Genomic DNA, 13,623 nt, shown 5'->3' with positions numbered 1-13,623 from the left:
GAACCCCTAATGCCGGTCACTTAAGGTGACCGGCATTGTTTTTAAAAGGATATTTTGGCTTTTTGGGTCTTACTTCTCTCTCATACTCCCGCTCTCGTCTCGGCGGCAGTTTCAGCATCGCGGCATTGCTGTAGAAGTGTTTCAGATGCCCCGGTACTGCTCCAGGTGATGACCCCGGCAACCCGATTAACAGCCGTAGTATCTCTGCCACCGAGCCGCTGAAGCTCAGTTGATACGGCAGGCAGTCACCCTTCAGCATGAACGCCATTTTCACCATCTGATACCGGACCAGGTTGTATGTCAGCAGTATTCCCCACTACTCCTGTCTCACCATCTCCGGTGATTTACTTCTCAGCGTCCAGCGGTTGCCGCACAGGAACTGCTTCGCCTCACGATACCCCAGTTCTATTTCCCACCGGTGTTTATACAGTTCCGCTACATCTGCTGCCGGGTAACGCATTGCATCCGTCATCGATGTCACAACCTGACGTTCCACACCGTTAACTTTCCGCCTGATTAACCTGACAGTGAGCTCATCCGGCAGTCCTTCCCACTGTTTTCTTGCCTGTGGTGACGTCTTCAGCGTTATCAGCTCATCCTGTCTGCCCAGCCTGCGTATCACCTCATACTGCGTCCCTTTCTTCAGCGGCAGCAGCCAGTGGCGGTTCTCACCGGCTTTGTGCCAGTCGTGCAACAGACCTGTTGACCAGAAGCCCCTGTCGAACAACGTGACACTGTTATCCGGTACCTGTTTTGCCAGCCCTGCTGCCAGCCGCATCTCGTTAACGTCATACCGATCCATCACGCTGGCGCGCAGCAGGTGACGACTCAGTTCCATCAGGCATACCATGCGAACCTGTGGGTAACCTTTTTCACCGTACTGGTTTTCCGCTTTCGCGAAGGCAGCGACATTTTCCGGTGTGTCGGGCGTCCGCCAGACCGCACCATCAACAGCGTTCAGCGTCAGCCCGTTCCAGAGCGGATGCCGGGCTTCCTCATGCCAGTGCTGCTGTGTAAGGTCGAACAGCACCCGGATGGCATCCTCACCCAGTTTTTTGCGCCGGGCAATGACAGAGCTGGGGGCAGTAAAGGGTCTGCCGGTACGATCGACGATGTCCATCAGGTTGACGATATGGGAGAGGGGGTTGTTGTTAAACATCGCCATGCCGATAACCAGCCAGACCATGGACTCAAGAGGAAGCTTACGCTTACGCAGCGTCACCGTATCTGTGAGGGAAAAGGCCTGCTGAATAAGGTCGGGGGGAAGGAGATCGGCAAGACTCTGGACGTCATCAGGAGCGGTCAGGTTAATAATGCCGAGGGCTTGTGAAAATTCCATTTAAAAAGGGTTCCATGATGAGCATGGAACCCTTTTTACACCAGCCACTGGCTCGGTCAACCGATCCTTAAACGATCGGCATTAGGGGGAACCCGGTCTTTTTTGTCTGCTGATTAGCATTTTGGCTGGTAGTTGTGCAGGGCGTTGCGCCCGAGAACGACACCAGAGCCGACAATGCCGCCGAGGATGATTGCCAGAATCATGGTCAACACACGTTTCGGGCTGTCACGTTTGATTGGCAGATCGGGCTTCATGACATAGCGATATGCATGAATAGTTGTTGGCGCGACATTCAAATTCTCAATGTCGAAAAGGTTCTGTTTTGTCTGGTAGTAGGTTGCAGGAAATACTAGCGGTCGAGTGGACTCATTCTGAACCATCGAATTCAATGCATCGGTCCCTAGCAGGAACATGGTTTCCTGAGTAACATCCTGAGTCTGCTGCAGCTGCGGCTCGGTAATCTTTGCCGCTTGAGCCACTTTTAGCGACTCAACAATTTGCTTAATACGCAGATCCTTTTGTTCCTTAGACACTTTCTCCTGATTCTGAAGGGAGTCGTTGAGCATCTTAATTTGCTCTTTGATATTATCCTTAAGATCAACGCTCAATTCTTGCGCTATTTGCTCATCAATTTGTTGAATGTACTGTGCGAGCTGTTTTTGTGCACTTTCAGCGCTTTCTCCAACGTAGCTGACATTCAACGGCAAGAACTGTCCTTTTACAGCAGATTCGATAGTCAATTTTTCAGGTTCTTGCTGATTATCGAGGGTTTGCGAAAGTGCAGCAAATGAGGAGTTGAAACGACTAATAACGCGAGCCTGTACGTCCCCCACCGACGGTGCGGCAGATCCATAAACGATATTCAGCGCGTTATTATAGGTTGCTATTTGAGCGGCATCAGGCTGAGTAATAATAGCAGTGGAAGTCCATTTTTCCTTAGCTATCAATAAATAAGCACCAGCAAGCACAACTGCGATAAGTATACACGCTGCAATAGTCCATTTACCGCGCCAAAGTTGGAGAACTAAATCAATCAAATCGATCTGCTCGCGATCATCGCTTCTGCTGACCACGTTATTGTTGTTCTGCGTCATACAATCCTTAACAGGCAAAAAGCAAAAAATAAAATATTGTTTGTTTAGTTTATCGCGTGCTGCCGATTTTTCTATAAGAATCCTATGAGTTATCCCCGAACAGGCGAAGTTTTGCTTAGCTGGCACTTAGCGGTATGATGCACACCATCTTTTGCGCACCGCGCATCGCGATATTTGTTACTGAAGAGGATTGGTATGAAATTTTTGGTCACCGGAGCCGCGGGTTTTATTGGCTTTCACGTCAGCGAAAGACTTCTCAAAGCAGGCCATCAGGTTGTGGGTATCGATAATCTGAACGACTACTACGACGTCAGCCTTAAGCAAGCCCGACTTGACCTCCTGGCATCTGAGAATTTTACGTTCCGCAAACTCGATCTGGCAGATAACGCAGGTTTGGCCTCGCTCTTTGTAAACGAGAAGTTTGACCGGGTGATCCACCTCGCTGCTCAAGCGGGCGTTCGCTATTCCATAGAAAATCCACATGTGTATGCTGAATCCAACCTGATGGGTCACCTGAATATTCTTGAGGGTTGCCGCCATAATAAGGTGCAGCATCTGGTGTATGCCTCGTCTAGTTCGGTATATGGTCTGAACCGCAAAATGCCCTTCTCTACCGATGATTCTGTAGATCACCCGGTCTCGCTGTATGCAGCCACCAAAAAAGCGAACGAACTGATGGCGCACACTTACTCCCATCTCTACGGTTTGCCAACCACTGGCCTGCGATTCTTTACCGTGTACGGCCCGTGGGGGCGTCCGGATATGGCGCTGTTTAAATTCACCAAAGCGATGATCGAAGGTAAAAGCATCGACGTATACAACTATGGCAAGATGAAGCGCGACTTCACCTATATTGATGACATCGTCGAGGGAATTATTCGTCTTCAGGACGTTATCCCGCAGCCGAATCCCGAGTGGACCGTTGAAAGCGGTTCTCCTGCGACCAGCTCTGCGCCGTACCACATTTACAATATCGGCAATAGCGAGCCGGTGGAGCTGATGGACTACATCACCGCGCTGGAAGACGCTTTAGGCAGCGAAGCGGAAAAGAACATGATGCCCGTGCAGCCCGGTGACGTACTGGAGACCAGCGCAGACACCAAGCCTCTTTATGAGGCGGTGGGCTTCAAGCCAAAAACCTCGGTTAAAGAGGGGGTTAAAAACTTCGTGGACTGGTATCGAAATTACTACAACGTCTAAAACAAAAAAGCCCGGCTATGCCGTAATGTCAGTCAGTTAAGCAACTGACTGGCCCTTTTTAGAGGCTGTGGGGTATCTCCATGGCCTTTCCTTTACCACTCTCGGGAAGGCCCTTTCCCTTCTTGTCGGTAATTTTACCAGCTGCCCCATACTCTCAAGATCACGCATCAGCTCCGGGATACGCCCCGGTGACGCGCCCTGCAACGTCATCAGCATTCTCATGACCATTCCGCATGATTCTGAGAAGCTCAGCTGGTTCGGCCAGTATCCTTTCAGCTGTCCCGCCATTTTAATCATCTGATATCTCACCAGATTATACGCCAGTAAGACACCCCACAGCTCCTGCTCCACAAGCTCCGGCTTTTTACTTCTCAGCGTCAGCCTGCTCAGTTGCATCGTCTGTTTTATCTCCCTGTATCCCAGTTCGATTTCCCAGCGATGACTGTACAGGTCTGCCATTTCTCCTCCGGGATACCGCATGGCGTCCGTCATCGACGTCAGCAGATGGCAGACTTTTCCTTTGCGCGTCACGGTCAGCAGGCGGGCTGTCATCTCATCTCCCAGACCCGGCCATTTTTTCCGTGCCTGTGGACTGGTTTTCAGCGTCACCAGATAGTCGCCTTTACCCAGTTTTCGGACCTCTTCATACTGCGCTCCCTTTCTGAGAGGGATCATCCAGTGACGGTGTTCTCCCGCCTGACTCCAGGCATTTAACAGTCCCAGTGAGTAATAACCTTTATCCATTAACGTCAGGGTGTTATCGCCGGTTTGTTCTATCAGTTGCTCAGCAAGCTCATTTTCGCTGTTTTTCATCGTACCGAAGGCTGCTGCCGTCAGCAGATGGCTGGTCAGTTCCATCTGACAGACCATTTTGACCTGCGGGTAGAGTGCTGGGGTTCCGCCATGCGTCTGACGGGGGAAGGCGGCGTCGTTTTCTGGTGTGTCCGGTGTTCGCCAGAACACACCATCGATGGTCAGCAGGGTCAGACCACACCAGTGCGGATGCGGCGTGGTGTTATGCCAGAGCTGCGCTGTTTGCGTGAACACACGGCGGACAGCCTCGCTGCCCAGCCTCTGTCGGGCCTGGATAACGGCGCTGGGTGCGACAAAGGGACGACTGCCCGGCAGCATGATGTCCAGACGGTTCACGATTTGATGAAGGGGTTCTTTACGTTCAAGCGCCATACCGACAATGCACCAGACCATCATTTCCAGCGGCAGACGGCGCTTGCGCAGGGTAACGATACCAGCTTCGGTCAGACATCGGGAAATCAGTTCCGGGTCCAGATAGTCGCCCAGAGAAGTCAGAGGGTTACGCAGAGAATCGTAACGTGATACCAGGTCAAGAGCCTGTCCAATGTGCATAAAAAAATCCGGAAACGGGTGAACATTTCCGGATTCTTACACAGCCACTGGATCGGTCAACTGATCCTTAACTGATCGGCATTACGGCTATGCCGGGCTTTTTTACACCAAAAAGACAGTTATCAGTCGCTGCCAAACAGATCGCGGGTGTAGACTTTATCCGCCACGTCCGCCAGTTCTTCGGCCATGCGGTTGGAGATGATCACGTCAGCTTCTTTCTTGAACGCATCCAGATCGCGAACCACGCGCGAATGGAAGAACTCATCTTCTTTCATTGCTGGCTCGTAAATCACAACCTGCACACCTTTCGCCTTGATACGTTTCATGATCCCCTGAATGGATGAGGCGCGGAAGTTATCCGAGCCGCTCTTCATAATCAGACGATACACACCCACGACTTTCGGCTGGCGCGTCAGAATAGAATCAGAGATGAAGTCTTTGCGGGTACGGTTAGCGTCAACAATCGCTGAAATCAGGTTGTTTGGCACCGCCTGATAGTTTGCCAGCAGCTGCTTGGTATCTTTAGGTAGACAGTAGCCACCGTAGCCAAATGACGGGTTGTTGTAATGGTTGCCAATGCGCGGATCGAGGCAAACGCCTTCGATGATCTGACGCGTGTTCAGACCCAGGCTTTCTGCATAGCTGTCCAACTCGTTGAAATAGGCCACACGCATCGCCAGGTATGTGTTGGCGAAAAGTTTGATGGCTTCGGCTTCGGTAGAGTCGGTAAATAGCACCGCAATATCTTTTTTAATCGCGCCTTCCTGCAGTAGCGCAGCAAAACGCTCAGCGCGTTCAGAACGCTCACCGATCACAATTCGGGACGGGTGCAGGTTATCGTATAACGCCCTTCCCTCACGCAGGAATTCTGGCGAGAAGAAGACATTATCAATGCCCAGCTTTTCCTTGATGGATTTGGTGAAGCCCACGGGAATGGTGGACTTGATAATCATCACCGCGTTAGGGTTGATCGCCGTAACGTCTTTGATCACCGCTTCGACGCTGGAAGTGTTGAAGTAGTTGGTTTTCGGATCGTAATCGGTCGGCGTTGCGATGATGACATAATCCGCGTTACGGTAAGCATCTGCTTTGTCCGTCGTTGCACGGAAATTCAGATCTTTATTGGAAAGATATTCCTGAATCTCCTTATCAACAATCGGGGAGACCTTCTGATTAAGCATGTCCACTTTCGCCTGAACGATATCGAGCGCGACCACTTCATGGTTCTGCGCGATGAGGATACCGTTTGAAAGACCGACATAGCCTGTTCCGGAGATTGCTATTTTCATTCGTTCAACTTCTTCAAGTATGAGTGTCAGATGGCGCGAGTACACCACCGCGATAAACAACTGTTGAGGTTTTTACCTCTTAAGTTTATCGGCTGTCAAGGCGAATGCCTTGCTGCAGGAATGCGATAATTTAGTGGTTTATTCTGCATTTAATGCACTCGTCTGGGCGAAGCAAGTCATCATGGGGGCGGAGCAATAAAAAAAGCCCGGTGAAATTCACCGGGCCCTGCTATCGGACTAGTTTAAATCAGATTAATCCAGCCACTCGGTGTGGAACACGCCGTCTTTATCAGTGCGTTTATAGGTGTGTGCACCAAAGTAGTCACGCTGTGCCTGAATCAGGTTTGCAGGCAGAACGGCAGCACGGTAGCTGTCGTAGTACGCCACAGCAGCGGAGAAGGTCGGAACCGGAATACCGTTCTGAACCGCATAAGCAACCACATCACGCAGTGCCTGCTGATATTCATCAGCAATTGTCTTGAAGTAAGGAGCCAGCAGCAGGTTTGCGATACCCGTATTTTCAGCGTAAGCATCGGTGATTTTCTGCAGGAACTGCGCACGAATGATGCAGCCCGCACGGAAGATCTTCGCGATTTCGCCGTAGTTCAGCTCCCAGTTATTCTCGTCGGATGCTGCGCGCAGCTGAGAGAAGCCCTGCGCGTAGGACACGATCTTACCGAGATACAGCGCACGGCGCACTTTCTCCACGAACTCCGCTTTATCGCCTGCGGGTTTAGCCTGTGGGCCAGACAGCACTTTGGATGCTGCTACACGCTGCTCTTTCAGAGAAGAGATATAGCGTGCAAATACGGATTCAGTGATCAGAGACAACGGCTCACCCAGATCCAGAGAGCTCTGGCTGGTCCATTTACCGGTACCTTTGTTCGCGGCTTCATCCAGGATCACATCAACCAGGTATTTACCCTCTTCATCTTTCTTAGTGAAGATATCTTTGGTGATGTCGATCAGGTAGCTGTTAAGCTCGCCCTTGTTCCATTCGGTGAAGGTTTCCGCCAGCTCTTCGTTGGTGAGGTTCAGGCCACCTTTCAGCAGTGAATAGGCTTCTGCGATCAGCTGCATGTCGCCGTATTCAATACCGTTGTGAACCATCTTAACGTAATGACCCGCACCGTCAGCACCGATGTAGGTCACGCACGGCTCGCCATCTTCAGCGACCGCGGCGATTTTGGTCAGGATTGGTGCTACCAGCTCGTACGCTTCTTTCTGACCACCCGGCATGATGGATGGACCTTTCAGAGCGCCCTCTTCACCACCGGACACACCGGTACCGATAAAGTTGAAGCCTTCAGCAGAAAGTTCACGGTTACGACGGATGGTGTCCTGGAAGAAGGTATTACCGCCATCAATGATGATGTCCCCTTTATCCAGATAAGGTTTCAGGGAATCGATGGCAGCATCAGTACCTGCGCCCGCTTTCACCATTAACAGGATACGACGAGGCGTTTCCAGGGACTCAACAAACTCTTTAACCGTATAGAAAGGAACCAGTTTCTTGCCTGGGTTTTCGGCAATCACTTCTTCAGTTTTTTCACGGGAGCGGTTGAAAACGGAGACGGTATAACCACGGCTTTCGATGTTGAGCGCCAGGTTGCGCCCCATCACTGCCATACCGACAACGCCGATCTGTTGCTTGGACATTACATACTCCTGTCAGGTGTGGTCACCGCGAACGATTGCGCGGCTTGAATGTTTTAGGAATGTTAACTCAGAAATTACCAAATCGGTAGCACGATACCATTAAAGATCGAACGTGAGGTTTTACGGGTAACATCCCAAAGCGATGTGCTGCTAGCAAATCGCTTATCTTTAACGCACTTAAAGGAATAACTCCTTGAAAGTTTTCCCATTTTTATCTTTCTCAGATAATTTAGGGTTTTTAATATTCCACTCAATATTCAAAAAAGGATCATTCCAAAGCAGACAACCTTCAGACGTTGGATCATAGTAATCAGTGCATTTATATTCAAAATCAGCAACATCAGACAAGACGACAAAACCGTGCGCAAGTCCAGGTGGAACCCAAAATTGTTTTTTGTTTTCTTCACTCAATAAAACACCTTGCCATGCACCAAATGTTGGCGAATCTTTTCGAATATCAACAGCAACATCCAGAACTTCACCTCTGACAACGCGAACTAATTTTCCTTGAGGATTATTTCGCTGGAAGTGCAGTCCGCGCAGAACACCTTGAGATGAGCGAGAATGATTATCCTGAACAAAATCCAGATCAATGTTTAACATTTCTTTGTAACGATCTTTCTGAAAAGTTTCGAGGAAGAAACCACGATGATCGCCGAAAACTTTAGGCTCAATAATTTTTACATCGAAAATTTTTGTATCAATAACATTCATAAAAACTCACTATTATTAGTAGGCGCCATCTCGTTTGAGTACAACATTTATGGTTTTAAACAAAATGGCTATATCATTCCAAAGCGACCAATTTTTAACGTACCATGCATCAAAATAGACGCGGGTTTCATAATCGATATCATTTCGACCGCTAACTTGCCACAGTCCAGTCATTCCCGGTTTGGCCATTAAATAATAGTCAACGTCCTCGCTATAGCGGATCAGCTCATCATGAACGATAGGTCTAGGCCCCACCAGACTCATTTCACCTTTTAAGACATTAAACAGCTGAGGAAGCTCATCAAGGCTTGATTTCCGAATAAAATGACCAATTTTGGTAATGCGAGGATCGTCTTTTAATTTAAAATCTTTCTCCCACTCTTTTCGGGCATTCTCATCTTTTGCAAGTAGTTCATTAAGCACTTCTTGAGAATTAAGGATCATCGACCTGAATTTCAAGCATTTAAAGCGCTTACCGTTTCGTCCAATGCGCTCATGCCCGTAGATGGCTGGGCCGCCATCTTTTTTCACCTGAAGATAGAGATAAGCAAGAAGTGGGGAAGCAACAAGAATAATGGCTAGCGAACCAAAAATATCAAAAGCTCTTTTAGCAAATCGTGAGGTCCGCTTAGCCAGATTATTGTTTACCCTCAAGATCATCACCTCATGGCTGAATATAAAGGCCATATCAGTACCATAAAGCGGTAATCCACGAATTGTTGGGATAACTGAGACATAACGAAATTTATGTTTTGAGAGTTTTTTGATCCAAGTATTTCTTATTTCAATCTGCTCTGACTCAACGGCGATAATAAACTGGGTAAATTTGTTAATCGTATCTTTTATTTTATTGATATCCATATTAATAATTGGACATCCCAACATTTCTTTTTCTGTACTATCTCCAATAAAGCAAGTGACTTTATACCCAAGATTTTTTTCACTATTTATAGCCAGATAAGCATCGCGAGCATTTTTCCCACAACCGATTATGATTGTGTCACGTTTCCATAAGCCAAGTTTATCCAGTATATTACGTGTAACGGAACGACCTAATGGAATCAGGATGAATGCAAACATCCAAGTGAACACCCAGAGATAGCGGGAGAAATGCCATTTCGAAAAGGCATTTATTGCGAGTTCAATGATTGCAAATATCAGCAGCGTTCTTAGTATCTCCTTTAACTCAAACCAAAATGGTTTGCGATAGGAGTAATGTCGCAGTCTGATCCAAAACCAACCAACACAGATCACACTTAAAATAGAGTGCGTCGCAACTTTATCGTTGAATTCGTCTTGCGGTATAAATGCCGGAAGATTATTAAAGAGATATTCAATAAGATATATTGATATACCGAAAGAAAAAAGCAACAAAAATAAGTCAACTGAGGCATTGGCTATTTTACCAACAGTGAGCTTCACATTGATTTTCATATTAATCCTGCAAGATATTCATTTCCAATATTTTTTATGCATGCTGAATTTCTTCGATAAAGATAAAGGTAATCGCTTATATCTTTTTCCTAACTGATATCCCAAGAATTTAGCACCGTTGTTGATAAATGCCTGAATCAAATAGAGCGGTTGTCTTTTTAAAACAAATCTCATTTCAGATACAATGAACTTCTTACCCTCACCACCCGCTCCACCGAAATCACGTCTGATCCAGTTTTGTTCCTGATGGAAGACACCAATATCAAAATATCGTGAAAATTCATCAACAGCAGTGTAGTTATGTGAATGTTTTGCCACGGCATTCGCAGCATATCCAACTTTATAACCTGCTGAGAGTGCATTAGCTGCAAAAAGCATGTCTTCACACAGAATAGTATTCTCTGCAAAACCGCCTAACTTTTCAAAAATAGCGACTCGATAAGCGGAAAACGAATTGGACATAAACACAGCCTTAATGCCTAACGGTTTACCGCTTTCCTTTGAAACAACATAACTTCGTTCGGAATAGTTAAAATGTCTGGCATGGCGAGCAATGACATTCGCGTCATCGTGTGGAATTTGTTTACCGTAAATTGCAGCCAGTTGATCATCAGCATCAAACATCGAAATCATGTTTTCAATGGATTCGGCATCGTTAAGGACCGCATCCTGTGTCATGAAAAATACGATATCGCTAGACGAAACTAGTTGCCGCAGACCAAGATTACGGGTACCGCCGTGATTAAAATCACGTGAATTAATACCCAACACGCTAAACCCCATTTCATTAGCGATGCTAACCGTATCGTCTTTTGAGCCAGAATCGATAACAAGAACGTCGCCAGAAAAATAATTACGTATGCTCGCTGCAGATTTCTTCCAGATGTCACCACCGTTGTAGGTAGGGACAACCATAGCGACTCTGAGGTTACTCATGTTTATTTTTTACCTTTTTGGTCTGCTCCAAGAACGCATTACCATTTTTTAGGTCAGGTTCCAGATGGCAGCCTTCAGCCCATTCATTCCATGCATTAATGAATACAAATGACTCACTAAGTCCATTTGAGGCTGAGAACTTACTTGCTTCATCCAGCCAATAGCCATAGCTTTCCGGCTCATCATTTTGAATTACGGTTGGCGTTGCTCGTCTGGCGGAGTTATCCCAGCTAGGGAATACGGCAGGGATCACTTTTTGCGGTTTTTTTGCATAGCTTTCAACAATATTATCCACCATATGTTTATAAGAGATCTTATTAACGGCAGAGGCATTGCGTTTGAGGTACTGGAAAAGAGCGTCAGGTAAAATGCTACGAGCAGTATCAACCAGGAATTGCTCTTTGGTTTTTACGGACGGGAAATCAATTCTGTTTGGCTGAAAATCAACAACTGCATCAAAATTATGTTTGAAGATTTCCTCATAGCCACTCGTGACAAAACCATTTTTAACACAGATGAAATAAATGGATTCCAGTCCATTTTCCTTCGCTTTTTCATTCCAGGTATGAATGAAGTTATCAATATCGGGAATGTGATCATATCTATAGAGCAAGAACACTGGCTTACCATCAACTTTGATATAACGGTCATCTTTTAAAAAAGGTAACAAGTATTCAAAGTGTTCTAGTGCATCTTGTTCTGTATAATCTTGCTTGATCAAGACTTCGCGCTCCATTCCATCCCACGCGCGAGTCCAGTTCTCATTAGCCCAGCAGATGCAGAACGGTAAATCGGGCTCTTTATCTTTCAGGACAGCTTCTAATGGTTTTTCAAGCAACAGATGCCCGTTGAACCAATAGTGGTAGTAACAAAAACCATCAATACCATATTCTTTTGCTAGTTCCGCCTGACGAATACGAGTTTCGGGTACACGTAAGTCATAGAAACCCATAGTCGTTGGAATGTGTGGCTGATTATGCCCTTTAAAACGAGGTTTAGATTTTGAAACGTTAAACCATTCAGTAAACCCCTCTCCCCACCATTCATTATTTTCTTTTACGGGATGATATTGAGGCAGATAAAATGCAATATATTTCATACACACGTCCATTTAACTTAAAAGCGTAATAATCAAGCTCAGTAAAATAATTTTATATTCTATTTGTCAAAAACGAATAGACTAATGAAAGGTTATTTGCTAATGACTGACGGTAAATTTTTTTGTTCATAATCAAACTTAAAAAACGGAACATCTTGTGCTTTTCCAGGATTTCTATAAACACGCGTAATTTATTATTATCAACCTTAGTCAACATTCCACCGCACACTCGCTGGTATTCATGTAACTGACAAAGTAAGGGGGGGTACTTACTTTTTTTCGGTTTTTTAAATTTCTGCACGATGTCGGAAAATGTTTTCTTCATTCCTGCGACATTTTCTCCGTGCTGTCTGTACTTAATACGCGATTCACGATCAAAATAGATTGACCCCGTACTTACTATGACCAGATAAAACCACCAGTCATGCATTACGATTCGATTGGTTGCAGGCAAGTTTGATTTTATCTGGCCGAAAGCCTCAGCATTAAGCACACAAGTACATCCCGTCACAACATTTTCGACTAAAGCATTCGATAGCGTTAGATTTTTTTCAGGATAAGGGGACCGAAACTGGAAATGCAGTGAAGCATCTACAACATTGAGCGTAGAGCAGTACATTACTGCACCTTTATACTCTTTGATACACTTTATTGCATGGCTTACTTTATCTGTTTCCCAGAAATCATCCTGATCGCAAAAAGCATAATAGCTATATTTACCTGTATCTACCTGCTGTATCAAATCAAAAAAACTGGCTACAACACCAATATTGCTGCCCTCGATCAGTTTAATATTTCTATGCTTTAACTGATAATTCTTAATAATTTCTATAGTATTATCACTAGAGCCATCGTCGCGAATAAGAATATCAGGATGCCCTTCCAATACTAATAGGCTATCAAGTTGCTCACAAAGATACTTATCGCCATTGTAAGTCGACATTAATATTACACTATTCATTTCATTCCTGAATTAATTAACTGCGTGTTCTTGCGTCTCTTCTTTGAGAACAGTGGATAAAATAACATTAAGGATAATGACGCATAAACAAGCATATTAGAGAAAGTGCACAGGACTAATAATATTGTACAAATTGAAAATTGGACATAAAAAACTGAATTTTTAGGACACATTTGTAAAAAAAACAATGGAGTTGCTATCATCAGCATCAACATTATTATCGGCCCGTACCAGCCGATAAAAACAAACGAATCCGCAAAAATAGTCCCCACGGTTAAGAAATCGATCACTCGCGCTAAAGGAGAATTCTCTTCATCATAGCCGAACAGAGTGGCAACCCTTTTTCCGACAACGTCCGGCAGAACCTCATAAACGACGAACTTCAGACCGCCGGACTCTTCCCGGTGATTTTCATATTCATTTATCGTGTTCTGGAAATTAGCCATTGGTGAGCTAGGTAATGACTCCAACTTATTGATAGTGTTTTATGTTCAGATAATGCCCGATGACTTTGTCATGCAGCTCCACCGATT

At 45.9% G+C, this 13,623-nt stretch carries 12 protein-coding genes and 1 pseudogene; 1 reads left to right on the top strand and 12 read right to left on the bottom strand.

Features of this window, described 5'->3' with window-relative positions; genetic code table 11:
* Positions 1 to 16: 16 nt before the first annotated feature.
* Together V6E55_RS13650 and wzzB are read right to left on the bottom strand one after the other, a co-directional pair.
* Positions 17 to 1,339 (bottom strand): annotated as a pseudogene (locus V6E55_RS13650) (IS4 family transposase).
* Positions 1,340 to 1,452: 113 nt separating this feature from the next.
* Entirely contained in the window at positions 1,453 to 2,433 is a 981-nt protein-coding gene (gene wzzB, locus V6E55_RS13645) for an LPS O-antigen chain length determinant protein WzzB (RefSeq protein WP_316943071.1), read from the bottom strand.
* 195 nt (positions 2,434 to 2,628) lie between these two features.
* On the opposite strand from wzzB, the gene V6E55_RS13640 reads away from it, so the two are divergent.
* Entirely contained in the window at positions 2,629 to 3,633 is a 1,005-nt protein-coding gene (locus V6E55_RS13640; protein WP_316943070.1) for an NAD-dependent epimerase, read from the top strand.
* Between the two features lie 36 nt (positions 3,634 to 3,669).
* Here the strand turns inward: V6E55_RS13640 and V6E55_RS13635 are convergent, their stop codons facing one another.
* The 10 genes from V6E55_RS13635 to V6E55_RS25845 form a co-directional block, all read right to left on the bottom strand.
* Entirely contained in the window at positions 3,670 to 4,998 is a 1,329-nt protein-coding gene (locus V6E55_RS13635; RefSeq protein WP_316943069.1) for an IS4 family transposase, read from the bottom strand.
* A 122-nt stretch (positions 4,999 to 5,120) separates the two neighbouring features.
* On the bottom strand, positions 5,121 to 6,287 hold the full coding sequence (gene ugd / locus V6E55_RS13630; protein WP_316943067.1) for a UDP-glucose 6-dehydrogenase: 1,167 nt from the start codon (positions 6,285 to 6,287) through the stop codon (positions 5,121 to 5,123).
* 252 nt (positions 6,288 to 6,539) lie between these two features.
* On the bottom strand, positions 6,540 to 7,946 hold the full coding sequence (gene gndA, locus V6E55_RS13625) for an NADP-dependent phosphogluconate dehydrogenase (protein ID WP_316943066.1): 1,407 nt from the start codon (positions 7,944 to 7,946) through the stop codon (positions 6,540 to 6,542).
* Positions 7,947 to 8,123: 177 nt separating this feature from the next.
* Complete coding sequence (rfbC, locus tag V6E55_RS13620) at positions 8,124 to 8,660, bottom strand: dTDP-4-dehydrorhamnose 3,5-epimerase (protein ID WP_316943065.1); 537 nt, start codon at positions 8,658 to 8,660, stop codon at positions 8,124 to 8,126.
* A gap of 15 nt (positions 8,661 to 8,675) precedes the next feature.
* Positions 8,676 to 10,094, bottom strand: a complete 1,419-nt coding sequence (wbaP, locus tag V6E55_RS13615) for an undecaprenyl-phosphate galactose phosphotransferase WbaP (protein WP_316943064.1) — start codon at positions 10,092 to 10,094, stop codon at positions 8,676 to 8,678.
* Positions 10,095 to 10,112: 18 nt separating this feature from the next.
* Positions 10,113 to 11,030 carry a glycosyltransferase family 2 protein gene (locus V6E55_RS13610; protein ID WP_316943063.1) on the bottom strand — a complete coding sequence of 306 codons (918 nt, stop codon included), beginning with the start codon at positions 11,028 to 11,030 and terminating at the stop codon, positions 10,113 to 10,115.
* Positions 11,023 to 12,129, bottom strand: a complete 1,107-nt coding sequence (locus V6E55_RS13605; RefSeq protein ID WP_316943062.1) for a glycosyltransferase WbsX family protein — start codon at positions 12,127 to 12,129, stop codon at positions 11,023 to 11,025. The genes V6E55_RS13610 and V6E55_RS13605 overlap by 8 nt, the downstream gene beginning before the upstream one ends.
* A 52-nt stretch (positions 12,130 to 12,181) precedes the next feature.
* Positions 12,182 to 13,090, bottom strand: coding sequence for a glycosyltransferase (locus V6E55_RS13600; RefSeq protein WP_316943061.1), 909 nt, complete (start codon positions 13,088 to 13,090; stop codon positions 12,182 to 12,184).
* The gene (locus V6E55_RS13595) at positions 13,087 to 13,536 is read right to left on the bottom strand and encodes a hypothetical protein (protein WP_316943060.1); all 450 of its coding nucleotides are present in this window, start codon (positions 13,534 to 13,536) and stop codon (positions 13,087 to 13,089) included. The genes V6E55_RS13600 and V6E55_RS13595 overlap by 4 nt, the downstream gene beginning before the upstream one ends.
* Before the next feature lie 25 nt (positions 13,537 to 13,561).
* On the bottom strand, positions 13,562 to 13,623 hold a 62-nt coding region (locus V6E55_RS25845), incomplete at its 5' end, for an IS1 family transposase (RefSeq protein WP_071528444.1).

Origin of the sequence: Enterobacter sp. 342 (genome assembly GCF_036663495.1) — a bacterium.
Lineage (GTDB): Bacteria > Pseudomonadota > Gammaproteobacteria > Enterobacterales > Enterobacteriaceae > Enterobacter.
This window is presented reverse-complemented; position numbering and strand designations above follow the sequence as displayed.

Coding starts and splice junctions, on each gene's coding strand:
- V6E55_RS13595 (WP_316943060.1), bottom strand. CDS start 13,536: ATGGCTAATTTCCAGAACACGATAAATGAATATGAAAATCACCGGGAA.
- V6E55_RS13600 (WP_316943061.1), bottom strand. CDS start 13,090: ATGAATAGTGTAATATTAATGTCGACTTACAATGGCGATAAGTATCTT.
- V6E55_RS13605 (WP_316943062.1), bottom strand. CDS start 12,129: ATGAAATATATTGCATTTTATCTGCCTCAATATCATCCCGTAAAAGAA.
- V6E55_RS13640 (WP_316943070.1), top strand. CDS start 2,629: ATGAAATTTTTGGTCACCGGAGCCGCGGGTTTTATTGGCTTTCACGTC.
- gndA (WP_316943066.1), bottom strand. CDS start 7,946: ATGTCCAAGCAACAGATCGGCGTTGTCGGTATGGCAGTGATGGGGCGC.
- ugd (WP_316943067.1), bottom strand. CDS start 6,287: ATGAAAATAGCAATCTCCGGAACAGGCTATGTCGGTCTTTCAAACGGT.
- V6E55_RS13610 (WP_316943063.1), bottom strand. CDS start 11,030: ATGAGTAACCTCAGAGTCGCTATGGTTGTCCCTACCTACAACGGTGGT.
- V6E55_RS13635 (WP_316943069.1), bottom strand. CDS start 4,998: ATGCACATTGGACAGGCTCTTGACCTGGTATCACGTTACGATTCTCTG.
- rfbC (WP_316943065.1), bottom strand. CDS start 8,660: ATGAATGTTATTGATACAAAAATTTTCGATGTAAAAATTATTGAGCCT.
- wbaP (WP_316943064.1), bottom strand. CDS start 10,094: ATGAAAATCAATGTGAAGCTCACTGTTGGTAAAATAGCCAATGCCTCA.
- wzzB (WP_316943071.1), bottom strand. CDS start 2,433: ATGACGCAGAACAACAATAACGTGGTCAGCAGAAGCGATGATCGCGAG.